General features: G+C 51.6%; 23 protein-coding genes and 1 pseudogene. 7 read left to right on the plus strand and 17 right to left on the minus strand.

Translation table 11 applies throughout. The annotated features are described in order from the left end of the window. Positions 1–99: 99 nt before the first annotated feature. Together ACHHV8_RS34020 and ACHHV8_RS34025 are read right to left on the minus strand one after the other, a co-directional pair. Positions 100–978 carry a cation diffusion facilitator family transporter gene (locus tag ACHHV8_RS34020; RefSeq protein ID WP_395163884.1) on the minus strand — a complete coding sequence of 293 codons (879 nt, stop codon included), beginning with the start codon at positions 976–978 and terminating at the stop codon, positions 100–102. A 293-nt stretch (positions 979–1,271) separates the two neighbouring features. Beyond that, positions 1,272–1,697, minus strand: a complete 426-nt coding sequence (locus tag ACHHV8_RS34025; RefSeq protein WP_395163885.1) for a hypothetical protein — start codon at positions 1,695–1,697, stop codon at positions 1,272–1,274. Between the two features lie 158 nt (positions 1,698–1,855). Between ACHHV8_RS34025 and ACHHV8_RS34030 the strand changes: the two genes are divergently transcribed. Beyond that, complete coding sequence (locus ACHHV8_RS34030) at positions 1,856–2,263, plus strand: DUF4870 domain-containing protein (protein WP_395163886.1); 408 nt, start codon at positions 1,856–1,858, stop codon at positions 2,261–2,263. A gap of 69 nt (positions 2,264–2,332) precedes the next feature. Here ACHHV8_RS34030 and ACHHV8_RS34035 read toward each other — a convergent pair whose 3' ends face one another. Continuing rightward, positions 2,333–2,842 carry an NUDIX hydrolase gene (locus ACHHV8_RS34035; RefSeq protein ID WP_395163887.1) on the minus strand — a complete coding sequence of 170 codons (510 nt, stop codon included), beginning with the start codon at positions 2,840–2,842 and terminating at the stop codon, positions 2,333–2,335. A gap of 308 nt (positions 2,843–3,150) precedes the next feature. Here ACHHV8_RS34035 and ACHHV8_RS34040 point away from each other — a divergent pair, with 308 nt between their 5' ends. The 3 genes from ACHHV8_RS34040 to ACHHV8_RS34050 all read left to right on the plus strand — a co-directional run bounded on the left by ACHHV8_RS34040 (position 3,151) and on the right by ACHHV8_RS34050 (position 6,471). Next, a complete protein-coding gene (locus ACHHV8_RS34040; RefSeq protein ID WP_395164301.1) occupies positions 3,151–4,119 on the plus strand; it encodes an aldolase catalytic domain-containing protein in 969 nt (322 codons plus the stop codon). A 144-nt stretch (positions 4,120–4,263) separates the two neighbouring features. Continuing rightward, complete coding sequence (locus tag ACHHV8_RS34045) at positions 4,264–5,562, plus strand: helix-turn-helix domain-containing protein (RefSeq protein WP_395163888.1); 1,299 nt, start codon at positions 4,264–4,266, stop codon at positions 5,560–5,562. A 189-nt stretch (positions 5,563–5,751) separates the two neighbouring features. After that, a complete protein-coding gene (locus ACHHV8_RS34050) occupies positions 5,752–6,471 on the plus strand; it encodes a type 1 glutamine amidotransferase (protein ID WP_395163889.1) in 720 nt (239 codons plus the stop codon). Positions 6,472–6,717: 246 nt separating this feature from the next. On the opposite strand, the gene ACHHV8_RS34055 is transcribed toward ACHHV8_RS34050, so the two are convergent. Continuing rightward, complete coding sequence (locus ACHHV8_RS34055) at positions 6,718–7,614, minus strand: helix-turn-helix domain-containing protein (RefSeq protein WP_395163890.1); 897 nt, start codon at positions 7,612–7,614, stop codon at positions 6,718–6,720. Between the two features lie 136 nt (positions 7,615–7,750). On the opposite strand from ACHHV8_RS34055, the gene melA reads away from it, so the two are divergent. After that, positions 7,751–9,133: an alpha-glucosidase/alpha-galactosidase gene (melA, locus tag ACHHV8_RS34060; protein WP_395163891.1), complete on the plus strand. Its 1,383-nt coding sequence runs from the start codon at positions 7,751–7,753 to the stop codon at positions 9,131–9,133. Between the two features lie 98 nt (positions 9,134–9,231). On the opposite strand, the gene ACHHV8_RS34065 is transcribed toward melA, so the two are convergent. Next, positions 9,232–9,777, minus strand: a complete 546-nt coding sequence (locus ACHHV8_RS34065) for a peroxiredoxin family protein (protein ID WP_395163892.1) — start codon at positions 9,775–9,777, stop codon at positions 9,232–9,234. A 193-nt stretch (positions 9,778–9,970) separates the two neighbouring features. Further along, entirely contained in the window at positions 9,971–10,231 is a 261-nt protein-coding gene (locus ACHHV8_RS34070) for a hypothetical protein (protein ID WP_395163893.1), read from the minus strand. Between the two features lie 244 nt (positions 10,232–10,475). Between ACHHV8_RS34070 and ACHHV8_RS34075 the strand changes: the two genes are divergently transcribed. Next, positions 10,476–11,525, plus strand: coding sequence for a C40 family peptidase (locus tag ACHHV8_RS34075; RefSeq protein WP_395163894.1), 1,050 nt, complete (start codon positions 10,476–10,478; stop codon positions 11,523–11,525). A gap of 65 nt (positions 11,526–11,590) precedes the next feature. Here ACHHV8_RS34075 and ACHHV8_RS34080 read toward each other — a convergent pair whose 3' ends face one another. From ACHHV8_RS34080 to coxB, 11 genes and pseudogenes are all read right to left on the minus strand, one after another. After that, positions 11,591–12,565, minus strand: a complete 975-nt coding sequence (locus ACHHV8_RS34080; protein WP_395163895.1) for a sensor histidine kinase — start codon at positions 12,563–12,565, stop codon at positions 11,591–11,593. A 17-nt stretch (positions 12,566–12,582) separates the two neighbouring features. Further along, positions 12,583–12,936, minus strand: coding sequence for a hypothetical protein (locus ACHHV8_RS34085; protein WP_395163896.1), 354 nt, complete (start codon positions 12,934–12,936; stop codon positions 12,583–12,585). Next, the gene (locus ACHHV8_RS34090) at positions 12,936–13,607 is read right to left on the minus strand and encodes a response regulator transcription factor (RefSeq protein WP_395163897.1); all 672 of its coding nucleotides are present in this window, start codon (positions 13,605–13,607) and stop codon (positions 12,936–12,938) included. Before ACHHV8_RS34090 ends, ACHHV8_RS34085 begins: the two co-directional genes overlap by 1 nt. Before the next feature lie 171 nt (positions 13,608–13,778). Next, positions 13,779–14,186 carry a VOC family protein gene (locus ACHHV8_RS34095; protein WP_395163898.1) on the minus strand — a complete coding sequence of 136 codons (408 nt, stop codon included), beginning with the start codon at positions 14,184–14,186 and terminating at the stop codon, positions 13,779–13,781. Between the two features lie 138 nt (positions 14,187–14,324). Next, entirely contained in the window at positions 14,325–14,546 is a 222-nt protein-coding gene (locus ACHHV8_RS34100; protein ID WP_395163899.1) for a hypothetical protein, read from the minus strand. Positions 14,547–14,658: 112 nt separating this feature from the next. Further along, positions 14,659–15,114, minus strand: a complete 456-nt coding sequence (locus ACHHV8_RS34105) for a DUF420 domain-containing protein (protein WP_395163900.1) — start codon at positions 15,112–15,114, stop codon at positions 14,659–14,661. A 27-nt stretch (positions 15,115–15,141) separates the two neighbouring features. Beyond that, positions 15,142–16,032 carry a cytochrome c oxidase assembly protein gene (locus tag ACHHV8_RS34110; protein WP_395163901.1) on the minus strand — a complete coding sequence of 297 codons (891 nt, stop codon included), beginning with the start codon at positions 16,030–16,032 and terminating at the stop codon, positions 15,142–15,144. A 116-nt stretch (positions 16,033–16,148) separates the two neighbouring features. Continuing rightward, positions 16,149–16,464, minus strand: a pseudogene (locus ACHHV8_RS34115) (cytochrome C oxidase subunit IV family protein). Beyond that, a complete protein-coding gene (locus ACHHV8_RS34120; protein ID WP_395163902.1) occupies positions 16,465–17,085 on the minus strand; it encodes a cytochrome (ubi)quinol oxidase subunit III in 621 nt (206 codons plus the stop codon). Next, the gene (ctaD, locus tag ACHHV8_RS34125) at positions 17,082–18,893 is read right to left on the minus strand and encodes a cytochrome c oxidase subunit I (RefSeq protein WP_395164302.1); all 1,812 of its coding nucleotides are present in this window, start codon (positions 18,891–18,893) and stop codon (positions 17,082–17,084) included. Before ctaD ends, ACHHV8_RS34120 begins: the two co-directional genes overlap by 4 nt. A 71-nt stretch (positions 18,894–18,964) precedes the next feature. After that, positions 18,965–19,966, minus strand: a complete 1,002-nt coding sequence (gene coxB, locus ACHHV8_RS34130; RefSeq protein ID WP_395163903.1) for a cytochrome c oxidase subunit II — start codon at positions 19,964–19,966, stop codon at positions 18,965–18,967. Positions 19,967–20,271: 305 nt separating this feature from the next. Between coxB and ACHHV8_RS34135 the strand changes: the two genes are divergently transcribed. Next, positions 20,272–20,961, plus strand: coding sequence for a YhcN/YlaJ family sporulation lipoprotein (locus ACHHV8_RS34135; RefSeq protein ID WP_395163904.1), 690 nt, complete (start codon positions 20,272–20,274; stop codon positions 20,959–20,961). Positions 20,962–21,047 lie beyond the last annotated feature (86 nt).

Raw genomic sequence — 21,047 nt, forward strand, 5'->3', positions numbered from 1 at the left:
CTCATTAACATTACAAAAGCCGCAATAGCTAATTCCAGCTATTGCGGCTTTCTGCGCTTTTGATTATACTCCCTAGGGCTTGCCTGCTGCCAGACTCCTCTATCCCCGTTCGTGCAAATAAGGCTCGATATGGACATGAACGTTATCGATGCTGTGCTTCGTATGCATCCGGCGTTCGATATCGTCGCTGATATTGTGGCTCTGCTCTACGCTAAGCTCTGCGCTCACTTCCACGACAACATCGAGCAGCACGCTGCTGCCGTGCACGCGGGCCCGGATGTCCTTAATTCCTTTGACGCCGGGAGTCTGCCGGACCGTCTCTTGAAACACCTGCAGCTTCTGCTCGTCGAAGCCGTCGGTCAGCGCATGTGTCGCATCCGAGAAGATGTCCCAAGCCGTCTTACAAATGACTACGCCGACAGCAAACGCTGCGATCGAATCAAGCATCGGAAAACCGAAGCGGGAACCGAAAATACCGACGGCGGCCCCGATACTGACCAAGGCGTCCGAACGGTTGTCATAGGCCGCTGCCATCAGCGACTGGTTGTTAATCCGCTCTGCCAGGCGCCGGTTATATATGTACACGCCCCACATGCATACCGCGGCGATGAGCGCGACCCAGCCAGCAAGCATGTCCGGCGCCTGACGATCCGGCGACAGAAAGCTTTTGCCTGCCTGCACCAGCACTTGAATGCCTGCCGCGAACATAATGAACGACGCGACCAGCGAAGCGATCGTCTCCGCCCGCAGATGGCCGTAGGGATGATCCTCATCCGGCGGCTTCCGGGAAATACGGAGGCCGATCAGGACGGCCAGGGAAACGATAATGTCCGTCGTATTGTTTACACCATCCGCAGTTAATGCCTCGGAGCCCGTAAAATAGCCCATGCTAATTTTGAACGCAGAAAGGACGATATACGCTACAATACTAACCCAAGCGCCTCTCTCTCCCTGCTTCAGATTATCATATGTGTCCACGTGCGGCACTCCTCCAACTCCATGTTTCGAACAAGCTGTCTGTAAAGCCGACCTCATCATAACAAATGAATCCGTTGTGGGTCTAGAGAAACAGTTTTACCTTTGCAACGAAGTTTAGGCAGGGGGAAACTTTGTTTTCCGCGGTCAATCCTTTGGCTGCAGCGCTACATTCAGGCAGGGGTTCAAAAGCAGCTTTGCGGCTGAACTTTCTTCTGCAGGCCGCAAACCCCTCCAGGGAAAAAAGAATCAGCGGTCCGCCCTCGGCATTCCGCTGATTCTGCTTTCGTCTGCCTTTATAGATGCACACCGGCATCAAAATAGTCGTAATCTTCACCTGATGGGTCAAAAGCTTGTCCGGCTGCGCCATCCGCCGAGCTGGCCGTCTCCGTTCCGGCGACCGCTGTACCTGCAGCGTAGCTCTCCTCCCAATCCTCGTTCACCACATGCGCGGGAATCCGGATGTAGTCGGCTTCTTCGTATGCCATAGCATACGTGTCGGACTCGTTTACTCCATAGGTCTGCTCCACAAGCGTCCCTCCATGCGCCTGGGCGATTTCAAGCGCTGACGTCAAATCGCTGTGGTCGACCTGGATATGAAGCGTCGGATGCCGCATCTCCGTATGCATACCTGCCTGATAGCCGAGCTCCTCCAACGTTTCTCTCGCCAAAGCGGCCGATTGTTCATTCTCGAATTCAAAAAATATCGGTGCCGAGCTCATACGGATTCGTCCTTTCGTATCCTTGTACAGGAATTGTCTGGATTAGAATACCCGGTTACGGCTGATTTATTCGAGGACGAGCCTAGAACCCGCGGCCTCTTATTCCTTCCTATCTGACATACGGCACCGGACCTGAGCATAGGATGATACCAAGAGATATGATTCAGGTGGTTCCCCACTCTGCAGAAAAAGAGGTGAACGCTGTGGCCCCTTACGGTGAAGAACCGAATGACGGCACCCAAGCCCTTCCAGCCGCCGATCCGTCGGACGTATCCGAGAACAAATGGATCGCGGTGATTGCTTACATCTTGTTCTTTCTCCCGCTGCTTGCAGCCAGACAGTCCCGATTCGCCATGTATCATGCCAACCAGGGATTGGTGCTGCTTATCTTCTCCATAGCAGCCAACATCGTACTCGGACTGATTCCTCTCATAGGCTGGATCCTGCTTCCGATTGCCAATTTGGCTACGCTGGTGCTGGCGATCATCGGCATCATTCAAGCGGCGAACGGCCAATTGAAACCGCTGCCGGTTCTCGGTACGATCTCCATTATCAAGACGCCGTAGACGCGGACAAAAAGAATAAGCCGTTCCTTCGCTTGCTGGAAGGACGGCTTATTTTATTGAGGACCCGGCTTAGCCGAACCTTGCCTCGCCAAAGACGGGGTCCAAAGGAAGCGGCTCGCAGCTTAGCAGCCTTCCCTCGTGGAAAAGGCAGCGGTAATCCCAGCATTCAGAAGAGCCCAGCATAGGAGTCAGAAAATGTCGCACATGCGCAGGAACTCCCTGGTTATCGGCCCGGGTAACCCATTCGACGGCCTTCCAGGCGAGCAGTCCTTCCGCTGTTTCGACCGGGGCGGGGAACGCCGAACGGTCAGCCTCCGGGAGCTCGGCTATGTAGACATACATGCCTCCCAAACCGCCGCCGTCAGCCTCCCATGTCACGACACCCGCAAAGCGCGCTTCCGCCAACGCAATGCCCGTTTCCTCACGGACTTCTCTCAGCACGCTGGCGTAAGGCGTTTCTCCGGGCTCCAGCTTGCCTCCGACCCCATGCCATAAGCCTACCAGAGGAGGCTTGGCCCGGTTCAGCATCAGCAACCGGTTCCCCTGGCGGATAAAGCACAAATTATATTTCAGCCGCATGGTTCCATCTCCTATCCAACCGTTTCCTGTCTGAGCACATGTGACTCCTTGCACAGGTTCATTTTTTCGAATCGTTAACCTATATAATTATTTATCTCATTGATAACTCCGGGTTGTCAATGAAGATTCCATTTGTTATCATTGACAAAGTACTTAATGATGTGTAAAGATATATACATACAAAGTTACTTTATCGCTTAAAAGCTAAAAAGCTAAAAAGCCACAAAGTCCTAAAGAGCGGAACCGGCAGCGGCCGTCCTGCTTCAGTCAAACAAAGACGGTCATAGATTGAGAGGAGAAAAGATATGATGACAAGAGACAACAATCACAAAATTTTGGATTGCACGATTCGTGACGGGGGCCTCGTCAATAACTGGGATTTCAGCGTAAAAATGGTGCAGGATATGTACGCAGGCTTAAGTGAAGCCGGTGTTGAATATATGGAAGTCGGTTATAAAAACTCCGCCAAGCTGCTGAAAGGCGCGGATGCGGGACCATGGCGCTTTTTGAACGAGGATTTCCTGAAGGAAGTTATCAAAACGAAAACCGACACGAAGCTGTCCGCACTTGTTGATATCGGCCGCGTCGATGAAAACGACATTTTGCCGCGCGAGCAGAGCTTCCTGGATATGATCCGTGTGGCTACCTATATCAAAGATGTGGACAAGGCTCTGGAGCTGGTGGATAAATTCCACGGCTACGGCTACGAAACAAGCATCAACATTATGGCGCTTTCTCATGTTATGGAGAATGAGCTGGCCGAAGCTTTGGAAGAGATCGCTAAAAGCCCGGTAGACGTAGTATACGTTGTCGATTCGTACGGCAGCATGGACTACAGCGACATCGATTACCTGGTAGCGAAATTCCAGCGTCTCCTCCCTGAGAAAAGACTGGGCGTGCATATGCACAACAATATGCAGCTTGCTTTCGCCAATACGCTGATGGCTGCAAGAAAAGGCGTAGAATTCCTTGACGCTTCCGTATACGGCATGGGCCGCGCTGCCGGCAACTGCACTACCGAGCTGCTGCTCAGCAACTTGAAAAACCCGAAATATGACGTTCGTCCGGTGCTCGACCTGATCGAGAGACACCTGGTGCCTACCCGCGAGAAAGTGGAATGGGGCTACAATATTCCTTACATGATCGCAGGTGCCTTGAACGAGCATCCGCGTGCCGCGATGGCTCTTCGTGCCAGCCAGGACAAGGACAAATACGTAGAGTTCTACGATAAATTGACTTCGCCGGAAGCGATGCCGACGAATCATCATTCCGACTAATCTATTGACATCAATCCCTTAACGGACGGAGATCCTCATATACAGAAAAATCCGTCAGGCCTGTTGAGCCCTCTCAACAGGCTCTTTTATTATGGGCAGCTTCTTATGGTAAAGAGCTGCTTGTCAGAAAGGAGTCGACTGCACTTGAAGCTAAGACTCGGCTATGTCGGCGTAGAAGACACGATGGAACAGGTGCTCTCCGTCATTCGCAGCTTTCCCGAGCTCCACTGCCTTCCCCTGATCCATACAAGCTTCGAGGAAATCCCGGGGCTGCTGGAGCTGCATAAGGACCGGGTGGATGCCTGGCTGTTCTCCGGCCCTCTTCCCTACCAAAAAGCGCTGCAAGCCCAGGATGCGGGCACGCCCATGTACTATATCCCCTACTCCGGGATCGGTTTGTACCGGACTCTATGTCGTATATTTTACGATAAACAGCTCGGCTGCGGAGAGCTCAGCTTCGATTTGTTTGAACCCCGTGAGCTGAAGCAAATCTTCAAGGAGCTGGGCATGGAGCAGGCGCCCCTGCATCTGATAGCCTATACGGGCTCCGATGCCGAGCTTGTCGAGTTCCATCATCGGCTATGGAAGGAAGGGCATACGCAAGCGGCGGTTACCTGTGTATGGCTCGTACAGCAAAAGCTGGAGGCGCTCGGCGTTCCGGTTTACCGCGTCACCCCTACCGACGCTTCCATTGAGGGCGTGCTCCATGCCGCGCTGCGCAATCAAGAGACGCTTCGTTTCAAGGAAGCGCAAGTGGCCGTTCAATTGATGGAAGCCGATCCATTCGCCGGGCTGACCAAGGAAATGTTTTCGACAGACGAGCTGTACCGGAAGGAGCTCGATATGACCCGGGAGCTGCTAAGCTATGCGAAGCTGGTGCAGGGCTCGCTCAAACCGGCCGGGTCGGGCAGGTTCGCCGTTTTTACAACCCGCGGCGCCATCAGCGAGGCGACACGCCGTTTTACCGCGCTGCCGGAGCAGCTGACCGGGCAGGATTCCGGTGCGAAGCCGTTCCGCAGCGGCATCGGTATCGGACGGAGCGTGTACGAGGCGGAAATTTTGGCGGGAAAAGCGCTGCTCCATGCGAGAGAACAGGAAGATGGCGCCTGGATGGTTCTGCTGGAAGATAAGACGATCCTCGGTTCCCTCGGGAAGGCGGAGCAATTGTCTTATTCGTCCGTTTCACAGGACCTCCAAGCCGCCAGCGACCAATCCTCCCTCAGCGTAGCCACCTTAAGCAAAATCGAATCTGTGCTGGGCAAGCTCGGTTCGGACGAGCTGAGCGCCCATGAGCTTGCCCAGCACCTGCAGATCATGCCGAGAAGCGCGCGAAGAATCCTCATTCAGCTGGAAGCCGCCGGCTTTGCGGAGATTATTGGAGAGGATACCCCTCATCCCCGAGGGCGTCCCCGCAAAAGATACCGGCTCCGTCTTGAGCCGTGAACGGACAAAATAGCTTGCAAAAGACAGGACGCGGCCCGCATCCTGTCTTTTTTATAAACCTCAATCGGCCCAACGCTTTATCCGTTGACAGCTCGACACCTATCCCCTACAATACGGTCATAGCCATAAATAGACCGTATTTAGAAAAACGGCTCTTCCGCAGCCGGATGACGATAGGGTGGGGACTCCTTGCGAATACTTTTATTCAAGCATTTCGATTTCGATGATGAATCGGTTATTACCCGCTGGGCGGCAAGGAAAGGTCATACTACGCAAACGCTGCTGATTCCTCAGCATGACGGCGTCTCCTTCCCTCCCGTTGCCATGGAGGCATTCGATATGCTCGTGGTTCTCGGCGGCCCGATGAGCGCATACCAGGAGGACACATACTCTTGGCTTAAGCTCGAGAAGCAGTTCCTCTGCTCCGCGGTGAGCCGTCTTAAGCCCGTCCTCGGGATCTGCCTAGGCGCTCAACTGCTGGCAGAGGCGCTAGGCGGCAGCGTCTACCGCAACGAGTTCAAGGAGATCGGCTGGCATCCGGTCAGACGGACCTCGGGATCTCATCCTTTATTCGAAGGCATTCCCGAGCAGTTCTACTCGTTTCATTGGCATGGCGACCGCTTCGATCCTCCAGCCGATGCCGTCCCGCTCGCCTATTCCGAAGCTTGCGGAGCGCAAGCCTTCGCTTACGGAGAGCATGTGCTCGGCCTGCAGTTCCATCTGGAGACGACATCCTCCTGCATGGGAATGATGCTCGAACGATGGGAAAATGAACTGGTTGAGGCCCCCTGTATTCAGAAGGCCGAACACATCCGGAAAGAAATGCACCGATGCGCAGATTCAGCGGCATTGCTTCAGCATTTGCTGGAACGGCTGGAGCAGGCAGCCCTGAAGCCGAGGGCCTGCTAAACTGCGGCAGCGGCTATCATAAATAGGCGCTGCCCTTCTTATGAGTTCCGCGGCCTGACGCGCGTTACGCCGGGTAGCTGCTGCTGCCCGGCCTTCCACTCTGCTCTTATTCCTCGTGTCCCCGCTCCCCGGAAATTCTTTCTTCGACACTGCTGCGGACCGCGGCATGTGTCTGTATGGCCTTCAAGTTCTTCAAGATCTGCAGCCAAACGCCGCAACCTATGCGCTGCGCACCTGTTCGGCAGGCTAGTGCTCGATTCTAAGGAAGTAGACGGGATCCACCTTTTTCCCGAGCCGGTACTCATTCGGAGACGCTCCCACAAAGGAACGGAACACTTTGCTGAAATAATTCGCATAGCCGAATCCGGTCTCCTGGGCGATCGCATCGATCGTCTTCCCTGTATGTCTCAACAGCCATGCCGCCTGCTCTACACGAATCTTGCGCAAATATTGATTCGGCTTAAGTCCCGTCTTCTTGAGAAACTGCCTGCAAAAATGATACTTCGTCAAGCCGGCCGCTTCCGCCATATCGTCTACCGACAAGTCCTGCGCAAATCTCGCCTTCATCAGCTTGACCGCCGCACGGATCGACTCGGGCAAATCCTTGGCCGCCCGTACAATATCTCGTCCTTCCCCCAACCGGTGCAGTTCCATCAGTATGGCATACAAACGGGACGAAATCGCATATTTATCAAGCTGAGGATCATGAAATATGTCCGCATACAAGCTGCTGAGGGCCGCTACGGGTTCCATATGATCTTTAAACGAAACAACCGGGCCCAGCTTCTGGATCAGATCGGAGAAATGGTTCATCGCATCCATACCGTTCACCACTACATACAAAAACTCCCACTCCCCGCTATCCTCGGGCAAATAATACTCGTGGTCGCTCGGCACAACGACCAGAAATCCGCTGTCCTTCGGCAGCGTATAGACGGTATCCCCATATCTCAGCACGCCCCTGCCGGCTAAAGTGTACTGGAAAATAGCGTAGCCTCCGCCCCGCTCTTGACCGTTCCATCGGTAAGCGGGTGAAATGACCCGATCCCAGCCAATATTAATCAATCGGATGGGAAGCGCAGCCTCGCTCAAATATTTAAAGCCGTAGCTGGACCTCTCGCATTGCTCATGAGCAAACAGCAATATAGTTTCCTCCTTCCGAAAATATGTTATCCTTGTAACCCCTTACCATTTATTTTATGATAAAACTGTTCAAACCGAAAGCCCGCAAAATGAAATAAAAAGCATTGATACATATAGGCGAAAGGCAGGAGGATCTATGTTAAAGATTGCTATGATCGGCGCAGGCAGTATCGGCTTTACCCGCAGGCTGATGATGGATATATTAGCCGTTGAGGAATTCCGGGATGCGCAATTTCGTTTCATGGATATTCATGAAGAGAACCTGGAAATGGTCACGCAGCTGTGCCGGCTAATGATAGCCAAGCATCAGCTGCCCGCCACGATTACAGCAACAACGAACCAACGGGAAGCGATTGCTGGCGCCGATTACGTCTTCTGCACCGCCCGTGTCGGCGGGCTGGAAGCCTTCAAGCACGACATCGAAATCCCGCTGCGCTACGGCGTCGATCAATGCGTTGGCGATACGCTCGGACCGGGCGGCATCTTCTTTGCGCTGCGCACGATTCCGGTGCTTCTCGATATCGCCCGGGATATGCGGGAGCTGGCGCCGAACGCGCTGCTGCTCAACTACAGCAACCCGATGGCGATGAATACCTGGGCCGTCCGCCGGGCCGGCGGCGTGCGGGTTGTAGGGCTGTGCCACGGCGTGCAGCACAGCCATTCCCTGATTGCCAAGGCGCTTGGCCTGCCTAAGCAGGAGGTCGACTTTACGGCAGCCGGCATCAACCACCAAACCTGGTTCGTACAGGTTTCTCATCAAGGCCGCAATCTGCTGCCCGATATTTTGCAGGCGATGGAGAAGGATCCCGACATTTCGCGCAGAGAGCCCTGCCGTATCGATGTGCTGCGGCGGTTCGGGTACTTCTCTACCGAATCCAACGGTCACTTAAGCGAATACCTGCCTTGGTACCGTAAACGGGCAGGAGAGACGGAGCAGTGGATCAGCCGAGACTCCTGGATCGGCGGAGAAACCGGAGGTTATTTGAACCATTGTCTAAGCCGCGGGGACGAATACAAGGAGAACTATCCGAAATGGCTGAACGGCGAGCTGGAATTCATCAAGCTGGGGGAACGATCGGAGGAGCACGGCTCTTACATTCTGGAAGCGCTGGAAACCGGCCGCGTCTACCGCGGACATTTCAACATCGCCAACGACGGTCTGATTACCAATCTGCCTGATGGCAGTACGATCGAAATCCCTTGCTATGTAGACCGAAACGGTATCCAGCCTACGTTTATCGGCGATCTGCCGCTGGCCTGCGCAGCCACCTGCCGCACGAGCATCTCCGTCCAAGAGATGACGGTTGAGGCTGCCTTGACCGGAGACCGGCAGCTCGTGAAGCAGGCAGTGCTCCATGACCCGCTGACGGCGGCCGTCTGCACAACGGACGAGGTTTGGCGCATGTGCGACGAGATGTTCGAGGCGCTGGGCCCTTGGCTTCCGCAGTTTAACGGCGGGCAGCGCCGCTGGAACGACATTCCGCAGCCGAACGGCGGCAAGCTTGCTTTTATTCGATAGCTCCATTCCTGCGATAAGCATACAGCAAGAGACCGCCTCCCCGGTATGGGAAGGCGGCCTCTTCTTTTTTATATTGCACGATAAGAGCATCTCCGGTTCTAAAAGGAGCCGACTGCCTTTTCCAGCATCGTCTGGTCCATAGCGCCGGGGTGCTTTTTGCGTATGATCCCCTGTTCATCCAGTATGTAGGTGGCCGGGTAAGCCGATACCTGATACATTTTGCCTATGTCGCCCGTCGTATCCAGCACGACCGGAAACGTGAGCCCCCAGTAATCCACGAAGGCCTGCACCGGGATTTTGCTGGCTTCCGTATGGGTCGCGTCGACCGATAAAATGACGACATTCCGATCCTTGTAGTCACTGTAGAACCGCTGCATATGAGGCATTTCCACACGGCATGGCGGGCACCAGGTTGCCCAGAAATTCAATACGACTTTTTTTCCGCGAAAATCGGACAGCTTCACCGGTTCTCCCTGCAGCGTGGTGAGCTCAAAATCCGGGGCCAGCTGCCCCAAGCCGATTCCGTTCTTCTGGCCTTCGGCAAAGACCGCTCCCGTTCCCCAGCCCGATTTCTCCCATGTGTTGGACGCCACCGAGCTGATCAAGGCATGAAGAACAATGAAGACGATAAATAACGTCGGCATCCTTTTTCCCGCAGCCTGAGGAGGCTTTCTTAGAGCAACGGCCGCCAAAACCGTCCCCGCTAGCAGAACCAGTCCATTTGTGGGTATATTTACCTCTAAAAACAAAATTTCTAAAAACCGATAACTAAGGTACCCCACCAAAATCGAGACAAGCCACGAATCTATATTTATAGGAAAACTTGGCGTTTTTTGGTCACCGGATCCATACATAAGCAATAACGGCAAATCCAGCTAACCAGGCTCCTTGACTGCCGCCGCTAAGGTAAAGCAGGGACCACGGGGTATCTATAACGCTCTGCATCTGAAATACAAGGATGCTTAGCTTCCATACGACCAGCCACAGCAGCAGCGCTTCAAAAAAACGCGCCTTCATTTGGTCCTTCGTCTCTGTCCGCGCTTTATGCAAACGGACTCTCATTGCCGCATAGCCTGCAGCTACTGCAGCCGCAATCAAGAGCAGCTGCTCTTGTATGACCAGCGGTGCCTATTGTCCATAGTCCCAATGTTCCGTGCCTCCTTACAGCTTACTTATTTCATTGTGGCCGGAACTCAGGTACATGTCAACTCAATCGAATGTCCGTCACCTCACTCCATTCCAGCAGCCGATCAGGCAAGCCTTGGCCAAGCTGTATTCCAGCTGCGCCGTTTACATAAAGGTTTGAATCACATCATAGAACAACTGGAGGTAATCTACTAGGATGAAGAAACAACTTGCCGCACTACTACTCGCTACGACTCTTACTGCCGGAATCGGAATTGCCGTTCCCACCTCGGCCCAAGCCGCATCAACCGCTGAAATTGTCAGCAGTGTCAACTTCAGAGAAGGGGCTTCCACCTCGGCCAAATCGATTCGTTTTCTGAAGAAAGGCGAAACCGTTGATCTGATCTCCAAAGTGAACGATTATTGGTACAAAGTTCGTGATAGCAAAGGACAAACCGGTTATGTATCCACCAGCTCCCAATATATCAAGGTCAACGCCTCCAGCTCGGGCGGCAGCAGCAGCGGTGGCAGCTCCAACAGCTCCTCCAAAGCTGAGATTATTAGCGGCGTGAACTTCCGGGAAGGCGCTTCTACGTCATCCAAGTCAATCCGCTTATTAAAGAAAGGCGAAATCGTCGATCTGATCTCCAAGGTGAACGACTATTGGTACAAGGTCCGTGACAGCAAAGGGCAGACCGGCTACGTATCCACCGATTCCAAATATATTAAGGTCAGCTCCTCCGGTTCAGGCTCAGGCGGAAGCAGCAGCGGTGGCAGCTCAAATAACAACTCAGGCGGCAGCTCGAACAGCGGTTCTTCCAACACTTCAGCGCTCGTCAATAAAATCATCAGCGCCGGCAAAAAGTATCTGGGCACGCCCTATGAGTACGGCTCCGACCGTTCCAATACGAAAACCTTCGACTGCTCCGATTTCGTCCGTCAAGCCTTTAAGGACGGCGCCGGCATTACGCTGCCAAGCGACTCGCGCAGTCAAGGCGACTATGTCAAAGATATCGGTAAGACATCAACCGATTGGCACAACCTGAAGCCGGGCGACCTGATGTTCTTTATGGATTATAAAGGCACCAGCAAGTCCGCTTATCCGAAGGATAAGTCCAATCAGCGTATTTCCCATGTAGCCATCTACCTTGGCGACGGTAAGATTCTCAGCACGTACTCGAAAGAATCGGGCGGCGTCCGCATCGACGATTTCGCAGGAAAGCACTGGGAATACCGGTTTATCTTCGGCGGCAGCGCATTAAAATAACAGCAATAACCCGGGACCATCGAGTCCCGGGCTTCTTTTTATCCTCAGACCCAGCGGGTCCTGTGTTAAGCAATGCTCGGTAAAATAACGCTCATCCGCGTGCCTTCCCCCGCCTGACTCTCAACTACGATGGTCCCTTTGTGAAGGGACACAATTTTTTTGACAATCGCAAGCCCCAAGCCGCTTCCTCCGGTGCTGTCCGAACGGGAAGGATCGCCCTTGTAAAATTGATGGAAAATCATCGCATGCTCATGCTCCGGAATCCCTGCCCCGGTATCGCTGATGCTCACTTTCACACTGCTGAGTTCCGCTTCGATCCGAAGACCGATTCTTCCGCCCTCCGGCGTAAACTTGATGCTGTTTCCCAGCAGATTCATCCAGACCTGACTCAGCAGATCGGGGTCTCCCGCTATCGTCGTTTTAGGCAAATCCAGCTCGATCTGCAGCTCCTTCTGGCTCCAAACCGGCTCGCACACGACAACGATGCGCCGAATCTGCTCGTCCAGCCTGAAGGTCGATTTATGAAAAGGGTGATGCTCCGACTCCAGGGAGGCCAGCCGCAGCAGATTATCGCTGAGCCTTGAAATGCGTTCGCTCTCCGACTGAATGATGTGCAGATAATAGAGCCTTTCCTCTTCCGGCATCTCCGCGCTTCGCAGCGCCTTCGTGAATCCGATGATCGACGTTAAAGGAGTTTGGATCTCGTGAGAAACATTCGAGACGAAATCCTGCCGCATCTGCTCCAGCCGCCGAAGCTCAAAGGTCATTTCATTGAAGCTGGCGGACAGCACGCCAATCTCGTCCGTACGGTTCAACTCCATTTGGACGTCGAAATCCCCTTTGGCCAATCTGCGGGTTGCCTTCGTCAGCATATTCAGCGGCTTCACCAGATAGCTGGCTACCAGCAGCATGAACAAGCCGCCCACCACGAGCACGGTAATCACGTGCAGCTGCAGCGCTTTTCGGAAATCCACTGCCTTCAAGGGATACGTCGGCCGTATAAACACGGCGTAGCGCTCTCCGCTCTGCTGTACCGGCATGCCGTAGATCCAGGAAGTTAAATTCCGGGACCTACCGTAATTTTGCCGCCATCCAAAACCTGTCTCACATCGTTCGCTGCAATCCGGTCCGAGAAATCGGTCCCTGCGATCAAATGACCCGGGCGGTCGTACACACTGATCGAGCAAGACTTCATATGCTCCACCAGCGCCACCGTCTCCTTCCAACGGTTCGGCTCCGTCCGCTCCAGCAATACTGCGATATCCCCGGCTGAGCTGCTCGTATCCTGCTCCATCCACTGTTGAAATTGCTGCTCAAAAAAACGGCTTGTTAAAATAAACGCCGCTATTAAACCGATGACCACGGCCGCAATAAATGCAAGGACCACCCGGATATACAGCGATTTGAACATCAAGTCACCTCAATCCGGTAGCCTAATCCGCGGATCGTGCTGATTTTAAAGCCGGAGCGTTCTTCCTGGAACCGCTCCCTCAGTCTCTTGATATGCACGTCTACGGTTCGTTCGTCCCCCTCATAGCCGATACCCCATATTTGATCGATCAACTGCTCCCTCGTAAAAATCTGGCCCGGATAGTTCGCCAGCTTGAACAGCAGCTCGAACTCTTTAAGCGGCAGATTGATCGTTTCCTCGCCGATTTTGGTTTCATGCGAGGACTGGTCGATCTGCACGGCACCGATATGAACGACGTGAGACGAAGAAATTTTGTACCGCTTCAATAGAGCCCGGACCCGCACGACCAGCTCAATCGGATCGAACGGCTTGACCAGGTAATCGTCCGTTCCCAATTGAAAGCCCTTGACCTTCTGGCCGGTTTCACCCTTGGCCGTTACCATCAGGACCGGTATATCGTATTGACTCTTCACCTCGTGGCATAGATCCCATCCGTCCATCTCAGGCATCATAATATCCAGCACGACCAAATCTATTTTATGAGCTTCCAGACGCACCAGCGCTTCTCTTCCATTCGCAGCCTCAATGGTATCGAACCCTTCTCTTTTCAAGAACAGTGTGATCAATTCAACGATATGCCGATCGTCATCCACAACCAAAATGCTAGCCATCCCCTGCTACACTCCTTGCATTGTACGGTTTATTCCCTAGTATAACCAGTTAAGATGAACACAATATGAACATATGCCGCTGCCCTATCCCCGAGCCGATTAAGCAAAAAAGCCTTCGTTTGCTCCTTGCGGATAAACTAAGGCCCCTCTTTATAACGATAACGTGAATCTCTAACTATATTGATAATTTAAATCCCACTGCACTCCATAGGCATCGACCAGCTTACCGTACTTCGCGCCCCAGAACGTTTTTTGCAGCGGCATGCGCACCTCTCCGCCAGCCTGCAGCTTCGCATACGCTTGATCCGTCTTTTCTTCCGAATCGAATTCGACCGTCAGACTCACCTGATCGCCTGTCGTAACGCGCTGTCCCGGAAAAGCATCGGACACGTACAGCACTACTTCCCCGGCTCTCAGCCTTCCATGCAGCACTTTATTCGCATAATGCTCGGGCACCTGCATGCCTTGACCGTCAGAGTACCTCTGGATCATTTCAATTTCACCGTTCAAAACCTCTGCATAGAAATTCAGCGCTTCTTCCGCATTCCCTTCAAACATCAGATAAGGTGTCAGTTTCAAAGCAGGTCCCCCTCGTATCATACTGTGCTATCAGCCGGCTTCCTTAGATGCTTGTACCGGCTTACAGCATCATTATAGCAAAGGAGAGTATTGGAACCAAAGGGCTTCGAGCTTCGATAACAATTGCCGTGACCGTCTTTAGCCCTTAATGCCTGGGAACAGCTTCTCAACGCACTGCACCATCTCCGCGTAATAATCGCGCAAATCCTTGATCGTGGTCAGCTCCGGCGTACTGCGGATTTCCTCTTCCGTATGCTGGCTCAGAACGCCGCTTAAGCCGCTATAATTGAATTGCAGTTCCTTGTAGGTTTGGTTCAGCTTCTCCAGCACGACGCCAATTAGCGTTTGATATTGCTCCATAGCAGCAGCTCCTTTGTGTATTGAGACATGAAACGATTTCTCGTTTTATTAATGGAGGCCCAAATAAAAACAGACCCCGCCGTCCGGCGAGACCTGTCTCCATATCTGCAGTTTATAAGCCTAGAATCGCATCGATCATCGGCTTCGTATCGCCGCCCGGGTACATCACATACAGCAGAATGTATACGATAACCCCGGTCGGAGCCGTCAGCAGCCAAATGACAGCTGTCCAGCGCCCGATTTTCTTATGCTTGGCAAACCGCTTATTAAAAGCATGCAAAAGCGTAATGATCCCGAAAACCCCGCCGACGGTAGCCAAGGCGATATGGAAGAACAAGAAGAGATGATAAGGAAGCTTCAAGTTTTCCGGACCGCCAAAGGTAGTATTCCCGACAAAGATTGTACGGGATACGTAAATCAGGAAGAAGGCCAGCGCAAACACAGCCCCCCACAGCATCAGCTTCTGATGCGTCTCGCGGTTTCCTTTCAAAATATAATACCAGCCGAAGGCTACAAAGATGGCACTAATCACTATGAAGCTCGTGCTGATCGTAGGCAGTATATGCATTCTTCGTCTCACCTCATTGATAATAAATTACGCTTGGTTCGGATTTGCCTGATTGCTTCTGTAGCTTTCATGAAGCAAATCCTCTTCTTCATCCTTCTTGCGTTCCATCCGGTACCAACGGAAGAAGGTGTAGGCCAGCGCAATTCCGTAAACAATTTCCTGTACAATCTTCATGATGACCCCGCCCAGCTGCTGGTCGTTGAGCACCGACATAAATAGAAACTGCTCCGATACATGCTCATAGGACGCATACATAGGCTCTCCTGCAAAGATGATGAGCGCACAGGCAGGCGTAAGCAATATCCCGTTCACAAAAATATAAGCCATCTTCCACAGCTCGGACATCCGGTTATACTCCGGAAGCGGAGTAAAGACAGGAAACCACATCTGAAAAGCCGCCAGCAGGAAGAGGGTGTTATAAATGTTATGCAGCAGCTCGTTAGCCATCAGTGTATCCATAATGATCGGAATATGATAAAAGGAGAATATCATATTGAACGTGAACAAGGAAACCAAAGGAGACGTCACAAACCGCATCAGCTTATCCATCACTTTATGTTTAAGCAGCGGACGCAGCATCCAGCCCGGCGTCCCCAGCAAAATAAACGAAGGCATAATCAAATACAGGATCGATTGCTGCAGCATGTGGGCACTGAAGCTGAAGTGATGGCCGTAGTAGCTTAACGGACTCCCCTCTGCAATGTAATAAAGAAGTAGTCCCGTATAAAAATAAAGCTCCTGCTTTCGTTTTACCGGCTCCGACTCTGGAAACTGCAACCGCCACTTGCGAATAGCCATCGCATACAGCCACCCGATGATAACGATCACCAATAAAACCGCAGGACCCCACAGCTCGGCAAAGCTTGCTGCCCCCGGCGCCGCTCCGTGCCCCAAATGCCCCAATGGTTCCGAATTCATATGATAACGCTCCTTTCTCCATATCCATCCACAGCGTGACTAAGGCAAAAATTTCTCTGAAACAATAAACAAAAAGAGGGGCTTTCATTGCTAAAAGCCGCCTCCCCTTTTATTATTTACCACCAAACCCAATAAACAGCCATAATTACCGCAGTTAATGCAACGAATGCTCCAAAAAGCAAACCCACAATCGGAAACAGATGACCTTTATCCTTCATATGCATCCAGAAGGTTAATTGGAATAATGCTTGAGCGATACCGAGTGCTACAAGAAAGATAACCAGGAACGATTTGTCCAAACCGCCGTACAACACCGCTGCAAATGCAAGGATGGTTAGAATGATCGAAACGATGTAAGACAGATAATGGTTCCTAGGTCACTTCAAGCCTGTGCCGTTCTCCGGCGGAAGAAGTGTGATGTTGACTGCTCATTTACGGTCCCACCTTCCCCAACAAGTAAACTACGGTGAAGATAAATACCCAGACAACGTCGATAAAGTGCCAATACAATCCGGCTACGTAAAACTTGGGCGCCGTCACGACCGTTAGTCCTTTTTTGAACGATGACACGATCAGCAGGCCGATCCACAATACCCCGAACGCTACGTGAGCTCCGTGAAAGCCGACCAGCGTATAGAATGAAGTTGCAAATGCACTCTTCGAGAATACATGACCTTCATGAACATACTCTTTAAACTCATAAATCTCGAGACCCAAGAAAGCAAGGCCCAGCAAGATCGTAATGGTCATCCACAGCAGCAGCTGGTTCAGCTTGCCGCGATGCAGAGCCATCGTACCGAATACACTCGTCAAGGAGCTCGTCAACAGGATGAATGTCGACAAGGCTACTGTACCCAATTGGAAAATCTCTTGTCCTGTAGGGCCGTCCGGCACCTGATTGCGAAGCGCAATAAACGATGCAAACAAGGTACCGAACAATACGCACTCTCCGCCAAGGAAGAGCCAGAAACCCATTACTTTATTCTTACCTTCTAATGTTGCGGTTTCCGCGTGAGGTGGCAGGGCACCGCCTACTTCATGATGTGCACTCATGCCTTTACCCCCTTATCGTTAAGCTCTTCAGGCTCAATATGATATCCATGATCGTCAAATACGGATCTGAGGAACATGGAAAGCAGCATAATGAGCAATCCGATGATAGCTACACTATACGTGTGATACATGAAGCCAAAGCCTGCGATGAAAAATCCGATGGAGAAGATCAGCGGCAAAATCGATGGCGACGGCATATGAATCGAACCGATCGGTTCCGCAGGCGTCATCTCTTTGTTACCGGCCATTTTCTCTTTCCACAATGGATCCAAACCGCGAACCAGCGGAGTTTGCTTGAAGTTATACTCCGGCGGAGGCGAAGGAATCGCCCACTCCAATGTACGTCCGTCCCATGGATCGGCTGGAGCATTTTGCGGCAAGCGGGATGTTGCAATCACGTTGATCAAGAATACAATCGTACCAATACCCATCAAGAAAGCACCGATGGTCGAGATAAAGTTTCCTTCTTCCAATCCGACGCCAGGCTGGTATGTAAATACGCGGCGCGGCATCCCCATCAGACCCAAGAAATGCTGCGGGAAGAACGTCAAGTGGAAACCGATAAAGAAAGTCCAGAAATGGATTTTACCTAAAGTTTCGTTCAGCATGCGGCCGAACATTTTTGGCCACCAGTAGTACATACCGGCGAACAAGCCGAGCACCAAGCCCCCTACGATAACGTAGTGGAAATGCGCTACAACGAAGTAAGTATCGTGATACTGGAAGTCAGCTGCAGGTACCGCCAGCATAACCCCTGTCGTACCACCCATAACGAATGTCGGAATAAACGCCGTTGCAAAAATATTTGCTGTCGAGAACGTAATTTGTCCTCCCCACAGCGTGAACAGCCAGTTAAAGATCTTCACACCTGTCGGAATGGCAATCGCCATCGTCGCAACCGCGAAGATCGCATTACCCACAGGACCGATACCTGTTGTAAACATATGGTGAACCCAAACCATGAAACCAAGGAAACCGATCAGCGCTGTAGCGAATACCATCGAGCTGTATCCGAACAAACGCTTTTTGGAGAACGTACTGACGATTTCGGAAATGATACCGAAAGCCGGCAAAATCAGGATATAAACTTCGGGGTGCCCGAAGATCCAGAAGAGATGTTCCCACAATACCGGGTTACCGCCCTTGGAGACTTCGAAGAAGGCTCCTCCGAACAGACGGTCGAACATCAACTCAACCAAACCTACCGTAATGGCAGGGAAAGCAAACAAGATCAAAGCGGAAGTAATGAACGCTGTCCAAGTAAACAGCGGCATTCTCATGTAAGTCATACCTGGAGCACGCATGTTAATAATCGTAACGAGGAAGTTAATCCCCCCGATTAGTGTACCCAGACCGGCAATCTGCAAGCCGACTACATAGAAGTCAACCCCGTGGTACTTAATTGTAGAGTCTACAATACCGGAAAGCGGTGCATAAGCCGTCCAGCCTGCCGCCGGAGCGCCGCCCAAGAACCAGCTTACGTTCAGCATGACCCCACCTAAGAAAAACAGCCAAAACCCGAGCGCGTTCACGAAAGGGAACGCAACGTCGCGCGCGCCAATCTGAAGCGGTACAACCGCATTCATAAAGGCAAAGATCATCGGCATCGCTGCAAAGAAGATCATCGTTGTACCGTGCATGGTTGTTAACGCATTGAAGGTGTCGCCGATAAAAATGTGATTGTCCGGGTACATCAGCTGAATCCGAATCAGGATCGCTTCGATACCGCCCATCAGGAAGAACAATCCCCCGGCTACTAAGTACAGAATACCGATTTTTTTATGGTCAACCGTTGTGAGCCAATCCATCAAACCGGTGTAATGCTTTGCTTTATGTGAGTGAGCCAACGCTTTTTACCTCCTTTGTTCCAAGATGTTCATTATTTCAATGAATTCAAGTATTTGATTACATCGTTAATTTGATCGTCCTTCAACGGAATTTGGGGCATTTTGTTGCCCGGTTTTACCGATTGAGGATCTTTAACCCATTGTCTGATGCTTTCATCGTTGTGAGGCAAAATACCAGCTACAAGCTCACGAGAAGCAAATCCGTTCAAGTTAGGTCCAAAGCCAAGGCCTTGCGCATTGACTGCATGACAGGACAAGCAGTTTTCTTTGAAGATCTGTTCGCCGTTCTTAGCATCTGCAGGAACAACTGCAGGGGCTTTCATTTTTTCTACCCATTTGTTGAAATCGGCTTCGGATTTCGATACGACTTTGAAGTCCATCAACGCATGGGACGCTCCACAGAGCTCGGCGCACTTCCCTTTAAACGTATCAACTTCGTCAGCTTCAAGATAGAATGTGTTGGTCATGCCCACGTTCGTATCCTGCTTACCGCCAAGCGATGGAATCCAGAAGGAGTGAACTACGTCGGCCGATGTCAGTTCAAAAGCAATCTTTTTGTTCGTAGGAATAACCAAATCTTGCGCCGTCGCAATGCCCAGATCCGGATACTCAAACTGCCACCAGAATTGATGGGCCGTTACTTTAACATGAATGGCATCCTTGTCCTGCGAGTGGTTCTCCGCAAGCTTCACGGTATAGCTCACTGTAGGCACAGCCAAAATGAGCAGCAGGATAATCGGAACAACCGTCCAAATAATTTCCAGTGTGTGGCTGCCTTCGACTTGCTTCGGAATGATGTCTTTGTCGCCCTTTTTCTTACGGAAGCGCACCAAAACATAAATGTAGATAGCGAATACAACGATTACAACCAAGATCATGATCCCTAAAGAGAGCTTCATCAGAAACAATTGGTCTCTGGCTACCGGTCCTCTAGGCTTCAAGGCGGAAATCGTATCGTCTCCACACCCCGTCAGAAGCAGCATCATCAGCCCAAAAAGAGGGATGTAACGCCACAAATTTTGCCATCGATTCATCTTATCAATCCCACCTCTAAAGCAAATATTTTTCGAACAAAAGGTCATATATTGTCAATGAACCTAATCACCATATTAACTATAAATTCGCTCCCTACAATTGTCAATGAATCTTAACAAGTTCACAAATTGTTCTCAATTGTTTGATTTCATGGGCTTTTTCTCCTTTGTCTCTCTGTTTTATTTCCATAAATACGGGCTTTTATGCACCAAACATGTTCGGTTCGGCGTATGCATATTTTCATCCTTTTGATGAATCCTATTATTGAAATTACGTATGGGGATCCATAAAAAAGGAGGCTTATATGAGCTATTTTCGACTTATAACGACAATCTTATGTACATGCTCTTTCATTCTTCTCGGGGGCTGCTACAGCTGGTACGATTACAACAGCGCCAATAACTACGGAAGCCGCCGCGACGCTTCGAAAGACGATACATCCCGCGCCTACCAAACTCAACAGCAGTATGCGGCGGTATCTCACAAACATACCAATCTGGAAATGAGTCAATTTCTGTCCGATCAGATTGCCGCGATGGACGGAGTCAACAGCGCGATCGTCATGCTTGCCGATAATATTGCCTACGTCGCCATTACAATAGACAAATCGGCCTCCGGCACCCACAGCGCCCCGAGCGAAACGAACAATGCCGGAACGGTGCGCGGCTTGTACAATCCGTATCAGCCCTTCAACGACTCGGCCGACCCGAATAAGCTCGCGACGGGAACGAACTCGTACGATACCGTTATGAATCACGAGCAGATCACTCATTTGTTCAAACAGAAAATCGCCGAGAAAATCCGCTCGCTGCAGCCAACGGTTCAGGATGTCTATATTTCGGCCAACCGCATCTATTTGAATGTGATGAATAAATTGGCGCAGGAAGCATGGTCGGGCCATGATCTGAAACCGTTCCTGCCGGAATTCGATTCCATCTCGGAGAGCATATTCGGCACGCAGCCTACTATCCCCTCGCAGTCGGAAAGCCACTGATTCTTTCCCTGCCGGTTTGAAACTTCCTTCGCCCCTGAGTATCGCTTCATATATAATATGAAGAAACTCAGGGCATTTTCATGCCG

This window comes from Paenibacillus sp. TAB_01 (assembly GCF_043945595.1).
Classification (GTDB): Bacteria; Bacillota; Bacilli; order Paenibacillales; family NBRC-103111; genus Paenibacillus_S.

Excerpts from the sequence above, each read along its gene's own strand:
- ACHHV8_RS34065 (WP_395163892.1), bottom strand. The coding sequence starts at position 9,777 with ATGCCGACGTTATTTATCGTCTTCATTGTTCTTCATGCCTTGATCAGC.
- ACHHV8_RS34105 (WP_395163900.1), bottom strand. The coding sequence starts at position 15,114 with ATGCATATACTGCCTACGATCAGCACGAGCTTCATAGTGATTAGTGCC.
- ACHHV8_RS34075 (WP_395163894.1), top strand. The coding sequence starts at position 10,476 with ATGAAGAAACAACTTGCCGCACTACTACTCGCTACGACTCTTACTGCC.
- ACHHV8_RS34120 (WP_395163902.1), bottom strand. The coding sequence starts at position 17,085 with ATGAGTGCACATCATGAAGTAGGCGGTGCCCTGCCACCTCACGCGGAA.
- ACHHV8_RS34030 (WP_395163886.1), top strand. The coding sequence starts at position 1,856 with ATGATTCAGGTGGTTCCCCACTCTGCAGAAAAAGAGGTGAACGCTGTG.
- ACHHV8_RS34025 (WP_395163885.1), bottom strand. The coding sequence starts at position 1,697 with ATGAGCTCGGCACCGATATTTTTTGAATTCGAGAATGAACAATCGGCC.
- ACHHV8_RS34040 (WP_395164301.1), top strand. The coding sequence starts at position 3,151 with ATGACAAGAGACAACAATCACAAAATTTTGGATTGCACGATTCGTGAC.
- melA (WP_395163891.1), top strand. The coding sequence starts at position 7,751 with ATGTTAAAGATTGCTATGATCGGCGCAGGCAGTATCGGCTTTACCCGC.
- ctaD (WP_395164302.1), bottom strand. The coding sequence starts at position 18,893 with ATGGATTGGCTCACAACGGTTGACCATAAAAAAATCGGTATTCTGTAC.
- ACHHV8_RS34085 (WP_395163896.1), bottom strand. The coding sequence starts at position 12,936 with ATGTTCAAATCGCTGTATATCCGGGTGGTCCTTGCATTTATTGCGGCC.
- ACHHV8_RS34135 (WP_395163904.1), top strand. The coding sequence starts at position 20,272 with ATGAGCTATTTTCGACTTATAACGACAATCTTATGTACATGCTCTTTC.
- ACHHV8_RS34100 (WP_395163899.1), bottom strand. The coding sequence starts at position 14,546 with ATGGAGCAATATCAAACGCTAATTGGCGTCGTGCTGGAGAAGCTGAAC.
- coxB (WP_395163903.1), bottom strand. The coding sequence starts at position 19,966 with ATGAATCGATGGCAAAATTTGTGGCGTTACATCCCTCTTTTTGGGCTG.
- ACHHV8_RS34080 (WP_395163895.1), bottom strand. The coding sequence starts at position 12,565 with ATGCCGGTACAGCAGAGCGGAGAGCGCTACGCCGTGTTTATACGGCCG.
- ACHHV8_RS34035 (WP_395163887.1), bottom strand. The coding sequence starts at position 2,842 with ATGCGGCTGAAATATAATTTGTGCTTTATCCGCCAGGGGAACCGGTTG.
- ACHHV8_RS34110 (WP_395163901.1), bottom strand. The coding sequence starts at position 16,032 with ATGAATTCGGAACCATTGGGGCATTTGGGGCACGGAGCGGCGCCGGGG.
- ACHHV8_RS34090 (WP_395163897.1), bottom strand. The coding sequence starts at position 13,607 with ATGGCTAGCATTTTGGTTGTGGATGACGATCGGCATATCGTTGAATTG.